This window comes from Streptomyces sp. NPDC091289, assembly GCF_044757365.1.
Taxonomy (GTDB): domain Bacteria; phylum Actinomycetota; class Actinomycetes; order Streptomycetales; family Streptomycetaceae; genus Streptomyces.
In genome coordinates, this window is sequence record NZ_JBIVUT010000002.1 from 1 (window position 1) to 17,477 (window position 17,477).

Annotated in this window: 16 protein-coding genes and 2 pseudogenes; 9 read left to right on the plus strand and 9 right to left on the minus strand. The window is 71.4% G+C overall.

What is annotated here, in order from left to right; genetic code table 11:
* The first annotated feature begins 275 nt into the window (after nt 1-275).
* The 5 genes from ACIQPT_RS02115 to ACIQPT_RS02135 all read left to right on the plus strand — a co-directional run bounded on the left by ACIQPT_RS02115 (nt 276) and on the right by ACIQPT_RS02135 (nt 6,734).
* Nucleotides 276-983 (plus strand): thioesterase II family protein, encoded by a 708-nt coding sequence (locus ACIQPT_RS02115; protein ID WP_401151628.1) that lies wholly within the window; start codon nt 276-278, stop codon nt 981-983.
* Nucleotides 984-1,043: 60 nt separating this feature from the next.
* The gene (locus ACIQPT_RS02120) at nt 1,044-2,810 is read left to right on the plus strand and encodes a fatty acyl-AMP ligase (RefSeq protein ID WP_401151631.1); all 1,767 of its coding nucleotides are present in this window, start codon (nt 1,044-1,046) and stop codon (nt 2,808-2,810) included.
* Nucleotides 2,807-4,627 carry an acyl-CoA dehydrogenase family protein gene (locus tag ACIQPT_RS02125; protein WP_401151634.1) on the plus strand — a complete coding sequence of 607 codons (1,821 nt, stop codon included), beginning with the start codon at nt 2,807-2,809 and terminating at the stop codon, nt 4,625-4,627. The genes ACIQPT_RS02120 and ACIQPT_RS02125 overlap by 4 nt, the downstream gene beginning before the upstream one ends.
* On the plus strand, nt 4,624-6,306 hold the full coding sequence (locus tag ACIQPT_RS02130) for an acyl-CoA dehydrogenase (RefSeq protein WP_401151636.1): 1,683 nt from the start codon (nt 4,624-4,626) through the stop codon (nt 6,304-6,306). Before ACIQPT_RS02125 ends, ACIQPT_RS02130 begins: the two co-directional genes overlap by 4 nt.
* Before the next feature lie 155 nt (nt 6,307-6,461).
* Nucleotides 6,462-6,734, plus strand: a complete 273-nt coding sequence (locus ACIQPT_RS02135; protein WP_401151639.1) for an acyl carrier protein — start codon at nt 6,462-6,464, stop codon at nt 6,732-6,734.
* Between the two features lie 107 nt (nt 6,735-6,841).
* Here ACIQPT_RS02135 and ACIQPT_RS02140 read toward each other — a convergent pair whose 3' ends face one another.
* Nucleotides 6,842-7,060, minus strand: coding sequence for an MbtH family protein (locus tag ACIQPT_RS02140; protein ID WP_376202348.1), 219 nt, complete (start codon nt 7,058-7,060; stop codon nt 6,842-6,844).
* 412 nt (nt 7,061-7,472) lie between these two features.
* Here ACIQPT_RS02140 and ACIQPT_RS02145 point away from each other — a divergent pair, with 412 nt between their 5' ends.
* Together ACIQPT_RS02145 and ACIQPT_RS02150 are read left to right on the plus strand one after the other, a co-directional pair.
* Nucleotides 7,473-7,694 carry a hypothetical protein gene (locus tag ACIQPT_RS02145; RefSeq protein ID WP_401151642.1) on the plus strand — a complete coding sequence of 74 codons (222 nt, stop codon included), beginning with the start codon at nt 7,473-7,475 and terminating at the stop codon, nt 7,692-7,694.
* A gap of 241 nt (nt 7,695-7,935) precedes the next feature.
* Entirely contained in the window at nt 7,936-8,958 is a 1,023-nt protein-coding gene (locus tag ACIQPT_RS02150) for a LuxR C-terminal-related transcriptional regulator (protein WP_401151645.1), read from the plus strand.
* Between the two features lie 67 nt (nt 8,959-9,025).
* Here ACIQPT_RS02150 and ACIQPT_RS02155 read toward each other — a convergent pair whose 3' ends face one another.
* Nucleotides 9,026-9,568 carry a flavin reductase family protein gene (locus ACIQPT_RS02155; RefSeq protein WP_401151647.1) on the minus strand — a complete coding sequence of 181 codons (543 nt, stop codon included), beginning with the start codon at nt 9,566-9,568 and terminating at the stop codon, nt 9,026-9,028.
* A 289-nt stretch (nt 9,569-9,857) separates the two neighbouring features.
* On the opposite strand from ACIQPT_RS02155, the gene ACIQPT_RS02160 reads away from it, so the two are divergent.
* Complete coding sequence (locus ACIQPT_RS02160) at nt 9,858-10,784, plus strand: TauD/TfdA family dioxygenase (RefSeq protein ID WP_401151649.1); 927 nt, start codon at nt 9,858-9,860, stop codon at nt 10,782-10,784.
* A 155-nt stretch (nt 10,785-10,939) separates the two neighbouring features.
* Here ACIQPT_RS02160 and ACIQPT_RS02165 read toward each other — a convergent pair whose 3' ends face one another.
* The 5 genes and pseudogenes from ACIQPT_RS02165 to ACIQPT_RS02185 all read right to left on the minus strand — a co-directional run.
* Nucleotides 10,940-12,709, minus strand: coding sequence for a BTAD domain-containing putative transcriptional regulator (locus ACIQPT_RS02165; RefSeq protein ID WP_401151652.1), 1,770 nt, complete (start codon nt 12,707-12,709; stop codon nt 10,940-10,942).
* Nucleotides 12,710-12,924: 215 nt separating this feature from the next.
* On the minus strand, nt 12,925-13,899 hold the full coding sequence (rfbB, locus tag ACIQPT_RS02170) for a dTDP-glucose 4,6-dehydratase (protein ID WP_401151654.1): 975 nt from the start codon (nt 13,897-13,899) through the stop codon (nt 12,925-12,927).
* Nucleotides 13,896-14,963, minus strand: coding sequence for a glucose-1-phosphate thymidylyltransferase (locus ACIQPT_RS02175; protein ID WP_401151657.1), 1,068 nt, complete (start codon nt 14,961-14,963; stop codon nt 13,896-13,898). Before ACIQPT_RS02175 ends, rfbB begins: the two co-directional genes overlap by 4 nt.
* Nucleotides 14,964-15,036: 73 nt before the next feature.
* Nucleotides 15,037-16,074, minus strand: a complete 1,038-nt coding sequence (locus ACIQPT_RS02180) for a glycosyltransferase family 2 protein (protein ID WP_401151659.1) — start codon at nt 16,072-16,074, stop codon at nt 15,037-15,039.
* Nucleotides 16,075-16,536: 462 nt separating this feature from the next.
* Nucleotides 16,537-16,644 (minus strand): annotated as a pseudogene (locus tag ACIQPT_RS02185) (acyl-ACP desaturase); the annotation flags it as partial.
* 68 nt (nt 16,645-16,712) lie between these two features.
* Here ACIQPT_RS02185 and ACIQPT_RS02190 point away from each other — a divergent pair.
* Nucleotides 16,713-16,898, plus strand: a pseudogene (locus ACIQPT_RS02190) (IS481 family transposase); the annotation flags it as partial.
* 69 nt (nt 16,899-16,967) lie between these two features.
* Here the strand turns inward: ACIQPT_RS02190 and ACIQPT_RS02195 are convergent.
* Together ACIQPT_RS02195 and ACIQPT_RS02200 are read right to left on the minus strand one after the other, a co-directional pair.
* The gene (locus tag ACIQPT_RS02195; RefSeq protein WP_401151662.1) at nt 16,968-17,114 is read right to left on the minus strand and encodes a hypothetical protein; all 147 of its coding nucleotides are present in this window, start codon (nt 17,112-17,114) and stop codon (nt 16,968-16,970) included.
* 11 nt (nt 17,115-17,125) lie between these two features.
* On the minus strand, nt 17,126-17,410 hold the full coding sequence (locus ACIQPT_RS02200; RefSeq protein WP_401151665.1) for a hypothetical protein: 285 nt from the start codon (nt 17,408-17,410) through the stop codon (nt 17,126-17,128).
* Between the last annotated feature and the right edge of the window lie 67 nt (nt 17,411-17,477).

Here is a 17,477-nt window from a genome sequence, read left to right on the forward strand (position 1 = left end):
ACGGCAGCCGCGGCCCCCCCCCCCCCCCCCACCTATAATGTAGTCTCCGTGGCTGCGGCCCGCGGGGGGGGGGGGGGGGGCCGCCCCCCGCGCGCGCCCCCCCCCCCCCCGGCGGCCCCGCTTCGCGACGCGCCCCACAACGCCTCTACGCGCGCTTTATAGAGCCCGGATAGCGCCGGTGGTTTCGCTGTGGGGCGCAAGCGCGACGGGAGGCAAGGACAGTGACCATTGAGGACCTGCACACGCGATCACGGTGGCTGAGGACATTCCGCGAGGTGAAGCGGCCCAGATACCGCCTGGTGTGCGCCCCGCACGCCGGCGGCACCGCCCAGGCGTACCGCACCTGGCCGACGGGCCTGCCCGCCGACATCGAGGTGCACGGCGTGCAGTACCCGGGCCGGCAGGACCGGCTCGGCGAGGCCCCGCCGGCCGCCATGGACGACCTGGTCGGCCCGGTCGCCGACGCTCTCGAACCCTTCCTCGGCGAACCCCTCGCCCTGTTCGGCCACAGCATGGGCGCGATCGTCGCCTACGAGGTCACCCTCGAACTCGAACGCCGGCACGGACAGGTCGTCGACCTGCTCGCCGTCTCCGGATCGCGCGCACCGCACGAGCGCGAGAACCACGACCGGCACATCCTGGACGACACCGGTCTCATCGAGGAACTGAGCCGCCTCAACGACGACTTCGCCGAGCTGCTCGAATCGCCGGAGCTGCTGGAACTGGTACTGCCCGCCATCCGCGCCGACTTCGGCGTGGTGGCCGGATACCTGCGCACCCCTCCGCTGCCGGTCCGCGCGCCCGTGCTGGTGCTCGGCGGCAGCGACGACCCGGATGTCTCGCCCGAGCAGCTGACCCATTGGCGGGCCTGCGCGGGCAACGCCTTCGGCACCCGTGTCCTGCCCGGCGGCCATTTCTACCTCGCCGACCAGCAGCCGGTGCTCGACCAGCTCACCGCCTGGCTCCCGGGCCGCCGTTCCTGACCCGCATGCCCGGTGTCGAGCACGCCGCGGCCATCCCACGAACACAGGAGTACGCGCAGCATGGCTGACCTGTCCGGTGCCCCGAACGTTGTCGATGTCCTCACCGAGCACGCTCGCACGCGCGGCGACTTCCGCGCCGTCGCGATCGTGCCCGACCCCTCCGACCCCGCCAGTACCCGGTGGACGACCTACGAACAGCTGGACCGTGCCGCCCGTGGCTGCGCTGTGGACCTGCTGCGCAGCTGCCGGCCCGGCGACCGCGCCCTGCTCCTGCTGCCGAACTCCGCCGAGTTCGTCGTCGCCCTTCTCGGCTGTTTCTACGCAGGCCTGGTGCCGGTGCCCTCGTCGATGCCGGGCCGGTACAAGCAGGACCGGCGCCGGGTGAGCGCGATCGCCGGTGACGCCGAAATCGCGGCGGTGCTGACCGGGTCCGACGACCTGGACGATGTGCTCGCCTGGACCGAGGCGGAGAGCCTCGACGTACCGCTGCTGGTCCCGGACATCGACCCGGCGCCGCTCACCGAGCCGTTCGTCCCGCATGCGGCGGACCCTCACGACCTGGCACTGCTCCAGTACACCTCGGGCTCCACCAGCGACCCCAGGGGAGCCCAGGTCACCCACCGCAACCTGCTGCTCAACGCGCTCGCCATCGACACCCACCTGCCGGTCCGCGAAGGCCAGCGTTACGGCGGCTGGATCCCCAACTACCACGACATGGGCCTGATGGGGCACATCCTGACCCCCCTCCTGGCCGGCCGCGGCATCGCCCTCATGACCCCGGCCGCCTTCCTGCGCCGCCCCCGCGCCTGGCTGGAACTCGTCGACCAGTACGACATCGGTCTGTCGGCCGCCCCCAACTTCGCCTACGAGCTGTGCCTGACCCGCGTCCCGGAGGACTCGATCGCCGACCTGGACCTGTCCCGCTGGACCCGGACCATCAGCGGCTCGGAGCCCGTCAAGGCGAGCGTCCTGGAGGCGTTCGCGGAGCGGTTCGCCCCCGCCGGACTGCGGCCGGAACAGCTCACTCCTTGCTACGGCATGGCGGAGACCACCCTGATGATCTCGACGACGTCCGGGCGTGCACCGCGGGTGCTCACCGTCGACAGCGACGCGCTCGGAACCGGCCGGGTGGCGCCCGCGGCCGACGGTGCGGGCCGGGCGCTCGTCAGCTGCGGTGCACCGCGCCACCTGGAGGCCCGCATCGTCGACCCGGCAACCGGCGATGCCCTGCCGGAGGGATCGGTCGGCGAGATCTGGCTGCGCGGAGAGCTCGTGGTGGCCGGCTACTGGCGCAACCCCGGAGCCACCGCCGCCACGTTCGGCAACCGGGTGGCCAACGACCCGGCCGACGTGGGGGGCTGGCTGCGCACCGGCGACCTCGGTGCCCTGGTCGACGGCGAGGTCTATGTCACCGGCCGGATCAAGGAGATGATGATCGTGCGCGGCCGGAACATCTACCCGCACGACATCGAGCATGAACTCCGGCGTCAGCACGAGGAGTTGCGTGAAACCGTCGGCTCCGTCGTCTCCGTCGCGGTCGGCGCCGAGGAGCGGATCGTGGTCATCCACGAGGTCCGGCGCCGTGCCCAGGACGAGGAACTGGCCCGGCTCGCGGCGGGCATGCGCCTGACCGTGGCCCGCGAGTTCGGCCTGCGAGCCGATGCCGTGCTCCTGATGCGCCGCGGCGCGGTCCGGCGTACCACCAGCGGCAAGGTCCAGCGCGGTGCCATGCAGGCCCTGTACGCCGACGGCGAGCTGGAACCGCTGTGGGCCGACGGCTATCCGGCCGCGCAGGCAGTCGCCGTCGCGGCGGGGAAGCGCGGATGACCGGGCCCGGCACGGTGCCGCAGGCCGTGTGCCAGGACACCGCGGCCGAGGCGCGTCCCACCGTCGCGGGCCTCGACCGGGCGCTGGCCGACTGGTCGCGGCCCGGAGGCCCCTTCGACCCCGCCCTCCTCGCCGCCCACGAGGAGGCGGAGAGCTTCCCGGCCGAGGCCTGCGCGGCGCTCGACGCCTGGGGGCTCCCGGAGTTCTACGTCCCCGTGCGCCACGGCGGACGCCAGGAGCACCTCGACGAGTTCGTCGCGCTGCTGCGCCGGATCGCCGCCCACGACCTGACCGTGGCCGTGGCCCACGGAAAGACCTTCCTCGGCGGCGTCTGCGTCTGGGCCGCCGACGAGAACGGCCCGGCCCGCCTGCTGGCCCGCCAGGTCCTCGCGGGCGAACCGGTGGCGTGGGGACTGACCGAACCGGGCGGCGGCAGCGACCTGCTCGCCGGTGCGCTCGACGCGACCCGGCACGGCTCCGGCTGGCGCCTCAGCGGCCGGAAGTGGCCGGTGAACAACGCCACCCGGGGCAACCTCATGTGCGTCCTCGCGCGCACCGAACCGAGCGGCGGGGCCCGCGGATTCACCGTCTTCCTGTTCGACAAGCGCGCCACGCCGGACGGCACCGTCCGCGCGCTGCCCAAGATGCCCACACACGGCATCCGCGGGGCCGACATCAGCGGCCTGGAGTTCGACGACGCCCGGCTGCCCGCGCACGCCATGGTCGGACCGGTCGGCAGTGGCATCGAACTCGTCCTTCAGTCACTTCAGTTGACCCGAATCGTGTGCGTGTCGCTGTCTCTGGGGGCCGGTGACCACGGGCTGCGGCTGCTGCGCCGCTTCCTGGGCGAACGGCGCCTGTACGGCCGGGGCCTGGCCGACCTGCCGCATGCCCGCGACATCGCGGGCCGGGCGGTGGCCCGGCAGTTCCTCGCCGAGGCCGTGGCCCACACCGCCGCCCGTGCGGCCCACCAGGTCCCGGAGCAGCTCAGCGTCGTGTCCGCCGTGGCCAAGGCGTTCGTGCCGAGCCTGATACAGGGACAACTCCGCCTGATCGGAGATCTGCTGGGGGCACGCGGCTTCCTCGCCGACGTCGAGGGGTACGGCGCCTTCGCCAAGCTGGAGCGCGACCACCAGGTCGTCCCCCTGTTCGACGGCAGTACCTGGGTCAACCGGGCCGGACTCGCCGCCGTACTGCCCCTGCTGCGCCCGGGGCGGCGGCCGGCTCCCGACGACGCCGATTCCCCGGCACGCTGGCTGCGCGAGGACCACGCCCTGGACCCGCTCGACACGCACCGCCTGCGACTGATGGCCCCGCGCGACGCCGTGCTCGGCGCCCTGCCCGCCCTGGTGGCCGAACTGGCAGCGGAGGAGGGCGGGTCGACGACGGTGGGCCTGGCTCGCGCGCTGCTCGCCGCGTGCGAGGCCCTGGGCGACGACATCGGCGCGCTGCGGCCCGCCGCGGGACCGCCGGGGACCGCCGCCATGCGGCTTGCCGAGCGCTACGAGTGGTGCTTCGCGGCCGCCGCCGCGCTCGCCCTGCACCGCGCGCGGCCCCGGTTGCGCGACGGGGTGTGGGGCGCCGACGGGCGGTGGCTGCGCGGCTGTCTGGTCCTGGCCCTCGAAGCCCTGGACGCCGCCCCGGCAGACGCCGCGCAGGTGTTCGGCGAGCTCGGCACGCTCCTGACCACCGCGCCCGACACCCCGGTCTCGCTCTTCGACAGCGACGGGGAGATCCGCGGACGGGGCGCCCCGGCGCTCCTTCCCGGTGCTCGCGCGACGGAAGCCCGACCCGCCGGAGAGGTGGAGGCCGCATGATCGGCATCGAGTCCCGCACCGACCATCTGGAGAAGCTCCTGGGCGACCCCTGGGACGCCCGCAACCCGGCCGGCTTCGCGGCGGCCGTGGCCGCGGACGAGCGGGAGGACACGGCCGCGGCGGCCGAGGCCGCCCTGGACGACTTCGGCCTGCACGCCGAGTTCGTCCCCACCGCGCTCGGCGGCCGCCTCGCACGCGTCGACCACATGGTCGAGCTGATGCGCTCGGTGTACCGGCGTGACCCGGCGCTGGGCCTGGGCCGCGCCGGCCAGCTGCTCGCCGCTGTCAACGTATGGACCGCCGGTTCGCCCGAGCAGTGTCGTGCCGCGGCCGACCTGCTCCTCGACAACCGCAGGATCGCCGCCGCCTTCCACGAGCTCGCCCATGGCAACGACATCGCCGCCAACGCCTTCGCGGCCCAGCACGTCGACGGCGGACTCCGGCTGAGTGGACGCAAGGAGTCCATCGCCAACCTGGACCGGGCCGATGCTCTGGTCGTGCTGGCCCGCACCGGCGAGACGGACGGCCCGCGCTCGCGGTCCCAGCTGTTCCTGACCGCCGACCGGCTCGACCCGGCGCGGGTCCGCCGCCTGCCCCGGTTCCGCTCCGTCGGCATGCGCGGCGTCCGGCTCGGCGGCATGGTGGTGGACGGCCTGCACGTGCCGGACAGTGTGCTGCTTGGTGCCGAGGGCACGGGCGTCGACACGGCCGCCCGCGCCTTCCAGGTGACCCGGATGGCGATGCCGGCGATGACCACCGCCCTGCTCGACACGGCCCTGCGCGTCACGCTGCACCACACGCGGCGGCGCACGCTCTACGGCCGGCCGGCGGCAGCCATCCCCGTCGTGCGGACAGCCCTGGCCGAGACATTCGCCGATCTGCTGGTCTGCGAGGCGTTCTCCCGGGCGGCGACCCGGGCCCTGCAGCTTCGCCCCGAGTCCGGCAGCGTGCACGCGCCCGCGGTGAAGTATCTGGTCGCCGGGGTTCTCACGGACGCGGTGGAACGACTGTCCACGGTGATGGGCTCGGAGTTCTACCGGCGCGACGGCGAGCACGCCGTGTTCCAGAAGCTCGCCAGGGACGTCAAGCCGGTCGCCTTCGGCCACATCGCGAGGGCCGCCTGCCTGTCCGCCCTGCTGCCCCAGCTGCCGGGACTTCTCGGCCGCTCCCGGCGCGATTCGGCCCCGGCCCCGGACGCCCTGTTCAGCGCGGAGAGCGAACTGCCGGCGGTCGACCTGACCGCCCTGCGGTCGGTCTCGGGCGGCCGGGACTGTCTCGCGGCCTCCCTCGGCACGGTGCTCGACGCGGATCTGCCCGCTGCCGTACGGCAGCGGGCGGAGGACCATGTACGCGGCTTCGCCACGCTCACCGAGGCCGGCGCATCCCTGCGGCCGCGGCAACTGGCCATCGACGCCGAGGTGCCCGTGCGCCGGCTCGCCGCGCGCTACACCACGGCTCTCGCTGCCGCCGCCTGCCTCGGCGTCCACCGGACCGCGGCGGACGGCGACTTCCTCGCCCGGCCCGAGTGGCTGGTCGCCGCGCTCACCCGGCTGTCCTCTCTGGACCGGCCGTCGGGCACACCGCTGCCGACGGCGGTCGAGGACGCGCTCATCGCGGAGTTGACGGACCGGGACGACCGAGGGCTGTCGTTCGGGCTCAACGCCCGGGCGTACACGTGAGGCGGCCGCCCGGTCGCCGTACCCACCCGCCGTCCCGCCGTCCCCGGTCGTCGCCGTGGACGACCGGGCGCTCCGGCCAGGATGCCCGACACCCGCACACCGTTCCGGCAGCGCAGCCGGGAAACCACCAGCACCACACACCCGAGGAGATCCCGATGACCACGTTCGCCTTCGATCCCACCGTTCCCTCCCAGCTCCAGGAGTGGCTCACCGACCGCGTCGCCGAGTACCTGCCGGACGTCACCGAGTCCGTGGACCCGCACCGTGAACTCGGCGAGTACGGGCTCGACTCCATCGCCGTGGTGGCCTTCGCCGCCGACGTGGAGGAGCGGCTCGGGACGGTCGTGGATCCCACCGCGATATGGGACCACCCGACGATCGCCGAGCTCGCCGGATTCCTGGCGGCCCAGCAGCCGCAGGCCGTCTGACGGACCGGCCGGCCCCCGGGGCATCCGATCCCGCCCCAGGGGCTCCGGTCACACGCGAGGGGGCCGCGGTGGTTCTCCCACCGCGGCCCCCTCGCGTCCTGTGCCCTTCAGGCCGCGTCGACCGCCATCGCGCGCACCAGGCTGAGCGGACGCATGTCGGTCCAGTGCTCCTCCACATACGCGAGGCACGCCGCACGGGTGTCCTCGCCGTGTGCCTTCTGCCAGCCCTCCGGGATCTCGGCGAACGCCGGCCACAGCGAATGCTGGCCCTCGTCGTTCACGAGCACGAAGTACGACGCCTCGTCGTTCTCGAACGGATTGGCCACGATGCCACCTCACAAAGTCCGTACGGAATTGGGATCGGCATGATCCTGGGGTACGGGTCTACAACTTTCCTACGACGCCCCTCGCGCTCTGTCTGGCCACAAACTGCCACCGGGAAAGGAAAAATGCCGGAGGCATCCAGATATCCGGATTCCATCGATCCGGATATCTGGCGGATGAGGTTCCGATTCCGGCTTGCGGCTGTGCTGAACAGGGGCGGAGGGCTCGACGCGCGAAGGTGAGCGCTGTCAGTTCACTGCCAACGCAGCAGGTTGACAGATCGATCGCTGGAGAAGGGCGCGGCGCCGAAGCGAGAATCATGTCGTACGGAGGCGACGCGCCGAATCGGGTGCGAACGCCGAAGACGAACGGAATTCACGGCATTCAGCCCACCCGAATCAGAGGAGTTCACCCATGAGGTCCGCAGCTTTCCAGAGACTCTCCGTCGTCGCCGTCTCCGTGGTCGCGCTTCTGCTCGGACCGGTCGCCGTCGGCACCGCCGCCGCCGAGGAGCCCGGCTGGCAGTCCGAGACTCCGAAGGCCGGCGAGGTCGTCCCCGAGCCCTCCGGTGAGCCGGGCCGGCAGGGTCCCGCGGCGGATCCCGGCTGGCAGCGCATCGTGGAACTCACCCAGTGAGGTTCTGAAAACCTCGGTGATCCTTCCCCGCTCCGCTGGGTCCATTCTGCGGCCCAGAAGGTCCGTTCCGGTATAAATCGCCCCTCAGGTGGGCGTGTTACTCTGCCGCTGTCGCGACAGGCTTGGATCAGGACTTTCGTTCGACGGGGGGGGCGGGGTGTTTGAGCCGATCGGTTTGAGTGCGGAGGCGGCCGAGGTCTACAGGGCATCTTTGTTAGGTTCGGGAGGTTCGGTCGAGGAATTGGCCGAATTGGTCGACCGGCCCGCGGAGATGGTCGGGGAAGCCCTGGACGAGTGCGTTCGCCTCGGGCTGATCCTGCCCTCCTGGGTGAATCCGGGCCGGGTGCGCGCGGTCAGTCCTGACGTCGCGCTTCAGGCTCTGCTCACCCGACAGGAGTCCGATCTGCTGGCCCGGCAGCGGCAGATATCCGAGACGCGGGTGGAAGTGGCCCGGCTCACCGAGGAGTTCACGGCCCAGCGCAGCCGCAGCGAGCGCAACGAGGTCGAGCAGTTGCAGGGCCTCGACCGGATCCGCGACCGCATACAGGAGCTGAGCGCCGACTGCACCCGCAGTCTCGTGGCCTTCGCCCCGGGCGGGCATCAGACCGCGGACAACCGTGAGGCGAGCCGTCCGTTGACGGAGGCGTTGCGAGACCAGGGCGTCGCCATGCGCACCATCTACCTGGACAGCATCTACAACGACCCCGCGACGGTGGCCCACGCGCGTTGGCTGGTGGATCTTGGCAACGATGTCCGGACAGTGGCCTCGCTGCCCGCCCGCATGATCATCTTCGATGACGAGGCGGCGATCGTGCCCATGGATCCGGACAACAGCGCCGAGGGTGCGCTGCTTTTCCGGGGCCGAGGGACACTGGCCGTCCTGTCCGAGCACTTCCGCATGGTGTGGGAGCGGGCAGCGCCCGTCACCACCGCCCGAAGACAGCGCACGAGCACCGACACCCGCGGCCTGACAGGCCAGGAGAGGGCCGTCCTGCGGCTGCTCAGTGAGGGGCTCACCGATGAGGGCGTGGCACGTAAGCTCGGCGTGTCGGTGCGTACCGGCCGCCGGATCACCGCCGAACTGATGGCCAGGCTCGGCGCCAGGAGTCGCTTCCAGGCGGGCCTGCGCGCGGCCCACCTCGGATGGCTCGGCGAGCACCCGGACGAGGACGAGGCCTCCGGGCGTGACCTGGCCGACCTGCTCGACCTGCCACCGTCCGATGGCGCGGACTCCTCCTCGGGCAGCCGGCTGGCCGGCTGCTGATCCCCGGCGGCCGATGCCACCCCGGCGCTGAGAGCGCACCGGGGGCCTGCCCACCCGTGCGGAGCGGTCAGGCGGCCGTGGGGCCGGGCACGGCGTGCGGGCCGGGCCGCGGGGCGAGGAATCCGCCCCGGTAGTACAGAAGCGGACCGGCGTCCTGGACGTTCTCCGGTGTGCTGAGGTGCATCACGCGGCCGATCACGATCCGGTGGTCCCCGGCGGGGATCACGGTCTCGATCCGGCAGTCCACCCAGGCGAGTCCACCGGTGATCCGCGGGGACCCGGTACCTTCGGCCGGGCTCCAGGCCACACCGGCGAACTTCTCCGCCCCCGAACGTCCGAACCCGTGGCACAGCTCGCCCTGATCGGCCCCCAGGACCGTCGCGCAGAAGGCTCCCGCCCTTTCGATCCGGGGGCCGGTGGTGGACGTGTCGGCCACGGCGTAGGACACCAGCGGCGGATCGAGGGAGAGCGAGGCGAAGGACTGGCAGGCGAAGCCGACGGGCTCGCCGTCGTGCACGGCCGAGACGATCGCCACCCCCGTACAGAAGCGGCCGAGCACATCACGGAATCGGCTCCGGTCGAACCGGAGGGCTGTCGCTGTCGAGTTCACGCGAACCTCACAGAGCAGGGGGCGGCAGGAACAGTGCACGGGGCGTAGGCCGGTGACCACAGTCCCCGCGCCCCCTACACCGGGTCTACACGCGAAGGTCCGGCCCCCACCCCGGGGCTGCGGGATGCTTGCTCTCCAGCGCTGCCAACTGCTGCCGTGACGGACGGTGTTCCGCGCTCATAGGGATGCCGTAGACGGGCGTCCTTTGATGAGCGTTGTGTCCTAGGCCGTCGGTGCACCGTCCCGTTACCCACCGGCCTCCCTGCCGAGATGTTCGGAGAAAGGCCGTGTGGTGAGGTTGGAGAGCTGGACGCCGCTGGAGATCGAGCCGGAGGGCATCGGTGGCCCCGAGGAACTCGTGCAGCGTCTGGAGGAGTGGGGGCCGCAGGACCTCGCCGGGCTGGTCGCCGAGGAGAAGGCTGTGGTCTTCAGGGGGTTCGACGTCACGGCGGAGGCCCTCCCCGCCGTGATCGCCCTGCTGCTCCCGGTCGGCTCGGGCCATGGAGCGGGGTGGGAGGGGCGGGCCGTCGACGCCGTCTGCCGCACCGAGTCGGGCCGGCCGGGGGCCACCATCTGGCCGTTCCAGAAGATGAGCGCCGCCCATGCCTGGCCGACGCGGCTGGCCATGTACTGCGACACCGCACCGCTCAGCGGCGGCGAGAGCATGGTGGTGGACGCGGCGCGCTGGCTCGCCGCCCTCGACCCCGAGCTGAACGAACGCCTGATTCCCGGAGTGCGCTACGTCCGCTATCTCCACGATGGTTCCGGGTTCGGTGAGAGGTGGCAGAGCACCTTCCGCACCGACCGCCGGGAGCAGGTCGAGCTGCTCCTCGACGGGACCGGGGACGAGTGGGCCTGGCAGGCGGACGGCGGGATCCGGGTGTCGCGCGTCCTGCCCGCCACCGTCCGGCACCCGGTCACCGGTACCGAGGTGTGGTTCAACCAGATCCACCGCTGGCATCCGGCCGGGTCGGGCCCCCAGCAGACGCTGTCGCGCATCCTGCCGGAGGAAAAATTACCCTGGAACGTGACGTTCGCGGACGGATCCGCCATCCCCGGCCACACGGTGAGCGAGATCTGCGGTGTCGGTTTCGCCGCGGCCGTGGACATCCCCTGGAACCGCGGTGACCTGATGTTGCTGGACAACGTCTCCCTCGCCCACGGCCGCCGCCCCTTCACCGGCAAGCGCCGCATCTGCGTCGCCATGTCGAGCTGATGCCCTTCTGGCCGCACCTTCCCGGCCGTGCCCGCCGGGAGCCTGTTCATGCCCGGTCCTGTCGGTCGATCCGGCCGGGCCCGGCACGGCGGTGGTGCCCGTGCCGGACGGCGGCCCGGTGCCGGGTGCATCGCCCCGCACGCCGGGCCCGGCGCTCAGGCCGCGGCCTGTTCGACCTCACACGCGTAGCGGCCCGTCTCCGCGAACAGCCGCACCAGGCTGTTGAGCCGGTACACGGGAGCATCGGGCTCCTCGGCGAATCCGAGCAGCCCCTGGTCCACCAGGGACTCCAGCGCCGACTCCAGGGACGCCGTCGCGAGACCGAGCGTCCGGGCCGCCGACCGTACGGAGAACACCTCTTCGCCGAGGAGCGGCAGCAGCAGGAGCAGTCCGCGCTCCTCGCGGTCCAGCCGGCTCAGCGACGCCTCCAGACTCCGCGGCACGGACAGGCCGCGCACCTCCAGCTCCCGCAGACGGCTGCCCGGGTCCGCGAGGCGGTCCGCGAGACGCCGCAGCGATGAGCTCGGCCGGGCCGCGAGCCGGGTCGCCGCGATCCTGATCGCCAGTGGCAGGCCCGCACAGTACCGGGCGATGTCCCGCGCGGCCTGCGGCTCGGCGGCCATGCGCGCCGGATCCACGGAGGCGGTCAGCATCTGGAGGCTTTCCTGCGGGCCGAGCGGCCCCAGGACCCGCGTGTGCACTCCGCCGACCGGCCCCAGCATCGTCTGGCTGGTGATGAGTACGCCGGGCTCGGGCGCCCCGGGCAGCAGCGGGGAGAGCTGGAGTTCGCTGACCGCGTTGTCCAGCAGGATGAGGACCCGCTGCCCGACGGTACGGGTCCGGTACAGCCTGACCAGCTCGTCGAGGTCCGACCCGGCGGCGCCCACCGGCTCCCCGAGGGAGCGCAGCATCCCGACCAGGGCGTCCCGCGGATCGACCGGCCGGCCGTCCGGGTGGGTCAGGTTCACGTACAACTGGCCGTCGGGGAAGGCGTCCAGGGACTCGTTGGCCGCCCGTACGGCGAACGCGGTCTTGCCGATGCCCGGCATGCCCGTCACCAGGAACCTGCGAGCGTGCCAGGAACGTCCCCCGGAGGGCGGAAGAAGCCGGCGCAGTTCGGCCAGTTCGGTCCGGCGACCGGTGAAGTCCGGGACGTCCTCCGGAAGCGTGCTGGGCGGCGCCGTACGCGTCGTCGCGCCGCGGACCGGCGGGGTGACCGCCGGACCACCGGACAGCACGCCCTGGTACACCGCGGTCAGCTCGGCGCCGGGATCGACGCCCATTTCGTCCGCGAGGAACCGGCGGCCCGCGTGGTACACGGTGAGCGCGTCGGCCTGCCGTCCGCCCTGGTAGAGCGCCTTCATGAGCTGTGCCCGCATCCGCTCCCGCATCGGGAACTCCGCCACCAGGGACGTCAGTTCCGGGACCAGCCCGGGGTGCCGGCCCCGCTCCAGATCTGCCGCGATGCGGTTCTCCAGGGTCACCGCACGGGCTTCCTCCAGGCGGGGCAGCTCGCTGTCGGCCAGGAACTCCGTGACGTTCGACAGGGCGGGTCCCCGCCACAGCTCCAGCGCGTCCCGCAGAAGCGCGCCCGCCCGCTCCACGTCGCCCGCCTCCTGCGCCTCCATGCCGAGCCGGCTGAGCCGTTCGAACTCCAGGAAGTCGATCCGGGCGTGGCCGGCATCGAGTACGTAGCCCGGCAGCTGGCGCTCGATCCGCACGCTGTCGCCCAGGCGCATGCGCAACCGGGAGATGTAGGTGTAGATCTGCGCGTTCACGGTGATGGGCGGATTCCAGCCCCACAGCAGCCGGCTCAGCTGCGCGTCGGGGACGACCCGCCCCCTGGCCAGCAGCAGAGCCGCGAGCACCGTCTTGACCTTGGTTCCCGACAGGACAACGGATTCGTCGCCTCTTCGGACTTCCACCGGACCGAGTATTCGGAACTCCATGACACCCCCTGGTTGGACGCTTTTCCCGCCACCCATTCTGTGAGCGCCGTGGCCGCCGAGGGGTGTCCCGGCCCTGTCAGGAGGCTGCACTGACAGCTCCTTGCGAGCTGGCCGCCGGGGCGGAAACGTGGAAGTGCCCCCCGGCGACGACGGAGGGCACTTCGCACCCGGTCCGGCCGGGCGCAGGGCGTCTATGTGACCAGCGGCTCCCACCAGGCACGGTTGTCCCGGTACCACCGCACGGTCTCGGCCAGGCCCTCGTGGAAGTCCTTGCGGGGCGCGTATCCCAGTTCTTCACGGGCCTTGGTGCAGTCCACCGAATACCGGCGGTCATGGCCCTTGCGATCGGCGACGCGCTCGACGCTGCTCTGCCAGTCGGCGCCGCAGGCGTCGAGAAGCAGGGCGGTGAGCTCCTTGTTGGAGAGCTCGGTACCACCGCCGATGTTGTAGACCTCGCCGGCCCGGCCGCCGGTGCGCACGAGTTCGATGCCCCGGACGTGGTCGTCGATGTGCAGCCAGTCGCGTACGTTGCCTCCGTCGCCGTACAACGGGACCTTCCTGCCGTCCAGCAGGTTCGTCACGAACAGCGGGATGAGCTTCTCGGGGTAGTGATGGTGCCCGTAGTTGTTGGAGCAGCGGGTGACCCGGACGTCCAGGCCGTGGGTGCGGTGGTAGGACAGGGCGATCAGATCGCTGGAGGCCTTGGCCGCGGAATAGGGCGAGTTGGGGGACAGCGGCTGGGTCTCCTGCCAGGAGCCGGACTCGATCGACCCGTACACCTCATCCGTGGAGACGTGCACGAATCTGCGGCCGCCCGCCTGGTGGGCCGCCTCGACCAGGGTGTGCGTACCGAGCACGTTGGTCCGAACGAACGCGGCTCCGCCCTCGATGGACCGGTCCACGTGTGATTCGGCCGCGAAGTGCACCACCTCGTCGTGCCCGGCCATGAGTTCGGCGACGAGACCGGCGTCGCAGATGTCACCCTCGACGAAGGCGAAGCCGGGGTGGGCGCGAACCTCGTCGAGGTTCGCCGGGTTTCCCGCGTAGGTGAGCAGATCGAGCACGGTGACGGAGACATCGCCCGGGCCGTCGGGGCCGAGCAGGGTGCGGACGTAGTGGGAGCCGATGAATCCGGCGCCGCCGGTGACGAGAATCCTGCCGCTCATGACGAGATCTGCACCTTGCTGTGATCACCGAGCACCAGCCGGTGCGCGGCGGGGATGGGGGGAGCCGGTGTCACCTCGACGTCGCGACCGATGAGGGAGGCCTCGACACGACGGACACCCCGCACCGAGGAACCGCGCATGACGATGGAGTACTCGATCTCGCTCTGCTCTATGCGGCAGTTGGCGGACACCGAGGTGTAGGGGCCGATGTAGGCATCACGTATCACCGTGTCCTCACCGATCACCGCGGGGCCCACGATCCGGCTGCCGCTGACCTCGGCGCCCTCCTCGATCACCACCCGCCCGATGAGTTCCGACCGGTCGTCGACCCGGCCGTGCACGGCCGGTTCGAGTGTGTCGAGGACCGAGCGGTTCACCTCCAGGACGGCCTCCGCGTTCCCGGTGTCCTTCCAGTAGCCGGAGATCGCGGTGGACCGCACGTTCCTGTCCTGCTCGATCAGCCACTGGATCGCGTCGGTGATTTCCAGCTCCCCGCGCCAGGAGGGCTCGATGGAGCGGACCGCTTCGTGGATCGCCGGGGTGAAGAGATAGATCCCGACCAGAGCCATGTCGCTCTTGGGGTGGACGGGCTTCTCCTCCAGTCCGACGACCTGGCCGCTCTCGTCGAGCTCCGCGACCCCGAAGGCGGAGGGGTCGTCGACCCGGGTGAGCAGGATCTGGGCGGTGGGCCGTTCCGCGCGGAACGCGTCGACGAGTTCCCTGATCCCGCCGACGACGAAGTTGTCACCGAGGTACATCACGAAGTCGTCGCCGCCGAGGTACTCCTCGGCGATGCTCACCGCGTGGGCGAGCCCGAGGGGGGCCTCCTGCGGGATGTAGGTGACCTTCAGGCCGAACCGGGCGCCGTCTCCGACGGCTTCGCGGATCTCCTCGGCGGTGTCGCCGACGATGATCCCGACCTCGACGATGTCGGCCTCGGCGATCGCCTCCAGACCGTAGAAGAGCACCGGCTTGTTGGCCACCGGCAGCAGCTGCTTGGCCGAGGTGTGGGTGATCGGGCGCAGGCGGGTGCCCGCGCCGCCGGCCAGGACCAAAGCTTTCATTGAGCTCTCCCTGTCTTGCTGTCGAGCCGCTCGGGGGGCGGTGCATCGGTACGGGGTCCGGGATCGCGCGATGTCAGGCGGAGACGGTCCCGATGAGTTGGCGCACGATCGTGTGCCGGCCGGCGTCGTGACGGTGCAGGAACTCCCGCAGCCGCTCGGCGTGCCGGTCGCTGCTGCACTGGAGGGGGTGGATGACGGTGAAGCCCCCGTCCTCCGGCACGTACGAGAGTTCGCGCAGCATGGGGACGGCGGGGTCGGTGACGAACTCCGCCAGTCCGGTCAGGGCCTCGTCGGCGCTCATGCCGTGCGGAGTCACCAGCTCACCGGCGTCGGCGATCTCCCGGTAGAAGCGAAGCATCTCGTCGGCGAAGGAGGCGCGCAGCTCGTCCTGGACCGCGGGAGCCGCGATGGCCTCGGTGAGGCTGGCGCAGGCCGCCTCGTCGGGCAGGGTTCCCAGGTCGACACGGTGGCTGACGGTCATGGTCCGCCGGCGGGAGGTGTCGCGCAGCAGCATGCGGACCGTGCGGTCCAGCACCGTGGTGAAGCGCTCCCCGGCATCGGCGAGCCGCAGCCACAGGTCCCAGTCCTCCATCCCGGTGTGGTCGGTGGTCCAGCCCCCGACGCTCTCCGGGAGCCCGCGTACGTGACCGACACGGGACGGCTCGTACAGCGGCCACAGGAGCTGGAGCTTCGGGTGCCACAGGCCGTTCAGCGGGTGCGAGCGGTACTCCTCCTCACCCTGCTCGTTCATGCCGATGCTCGCCGTCGCCACGAGGCGCGCCCCGGCGTCGAACTCGCGCTGCAACACGGCCAGATGGTCGGGCAGCCACGCGTCGTCGTAGTCGAGGTAGGCGATGGCCGGGGCCGTGGAGGCGGCCAGGCCGATGTTGCGGGGGCCCCCGGGGTGGCCGTGCCGCTCCGTGCGGATCAGCTGGACGCGCTCGTCCTCGTAGGACAGCACCACGTCGTCGGTGTCGTCGGTGCAGCCGTCGGACACCACGATCAGGCGCCAGTCCTCGAAGGTCTGGGCGAGCACGCTGTCGATCGTCGTGCGGATGGCCTCGGACCGGTTCCAGGCCGGACAGATCACATCTATCGCTGCCGTGCTCAAGGGCTTCCTCGCAGACTCCTCAAGACGGCCGTCATGCCGTCCCCCGTACCTTCGGAGCCCTGCCTACGCGGCGCCTATACGCACTGCGCAGCCACTCCCACCGCGCGTCGAAGCCATGCTCCGCACCCTCCCGCACGGCTCCCCCCATCAGCTCCCCGCAGCGACTGCCGGTCGGCAGGCGGCTCCGAACGCGTGGCTACGCTCCACGTGTAGCACGGCTCAACCGGGTGCACTTGTTCGATGGCGTCTGACCTGGGTCTTTGCGCTTTTCGAGATCAAATCTGGGGTGGCGGGGCCCGCACACGGGCGGTTCCACGGCGCTGGTTGGTGGAGAATCGGCAGGTCGGAGAATCGCTGTGGAAGAACCGGCCGTGAACGTGATGCGCTTCGACGCGGAGCCGGAGAGTTCGTTCTCGGCGTGTGGGAGGAGAGCGTGCAGCTCCTGCGGGGGTAGAGGCACCTTCCCCGAGCTCCGTCCCGGCCGAAGAGGGTGGCGAACACGTGATGACAGGCGGGCAGGTTGTCCTCCGTGAGGAGGTTGACCATGAGGGCCGTACGGCCTGGATGTGTTGTTCCGGGACGGTGGTGACACGCGTGCTGGGTTCTCGACACGAGTGAGGGCCTCCTGGCTCGGTTTCGCCCCCACAGAAGACCTGCCCGACGGGACCGCCTCGACCTGCGCCACCTTTCTCGCGCGGGCCACCGTCCGGTTCGCGTTCCTGGGCATCACCGTCGAACGCGTCCTGACCGACAACGCCTGGGCCTGCAGCAAGAACACCTGGCGCCGAACCTGCCGCGATCCGGGCATCAGCCCGCGCTGGTCTGTCTCCTGAGGGAAGGTGGTTCGGTGTTCTCGACGGTTGCTGTCCGCCGGGGCGGGAAGGGGCGCTGGCTCAGTCCGTTGTGGCGATCGTGTCCATGACGTCTTCGGCGTGGTAGTACGCGCGTCCCGAAGCGCGGTACCGACGCCAGGAGTGCTTGCTGGCCAGCCAGTAGACGGTTCCCTTCGGGAGTTGCCAGATGGAGGCGATGTCGGACACGCTCAGGCCTGTCACCGCGTCGCCGTGAGGGTTCGCCGCAATTGCGCCCACTGCCGTGGTTGCCATGTGTGCTCCTCGTTCTTGTCACAGCTGATGTCGGAAAGCACCCGTGTCCGGGCGAGCAGGCTGCCGTCGCAACCTTGGTGTGTGCAGCTCCCCACCACCCGCCCATGGGGGCGCGGGGGGCCGGTGAGGGCGGTCAGCCGGGAGTACAGCTCGGCGATCTCATCCGTGAAGTCCTTGGAAGCCGGATGCTTCGCGAGCCACTCGGCGTGTGCGGTGAGAAACACGGTCATGGCGGCGACTGTGCGCTCGGGGGGGCGTACCGCGCGTTCTCCCGCTGTCAGAGCGGACCATGAGGCC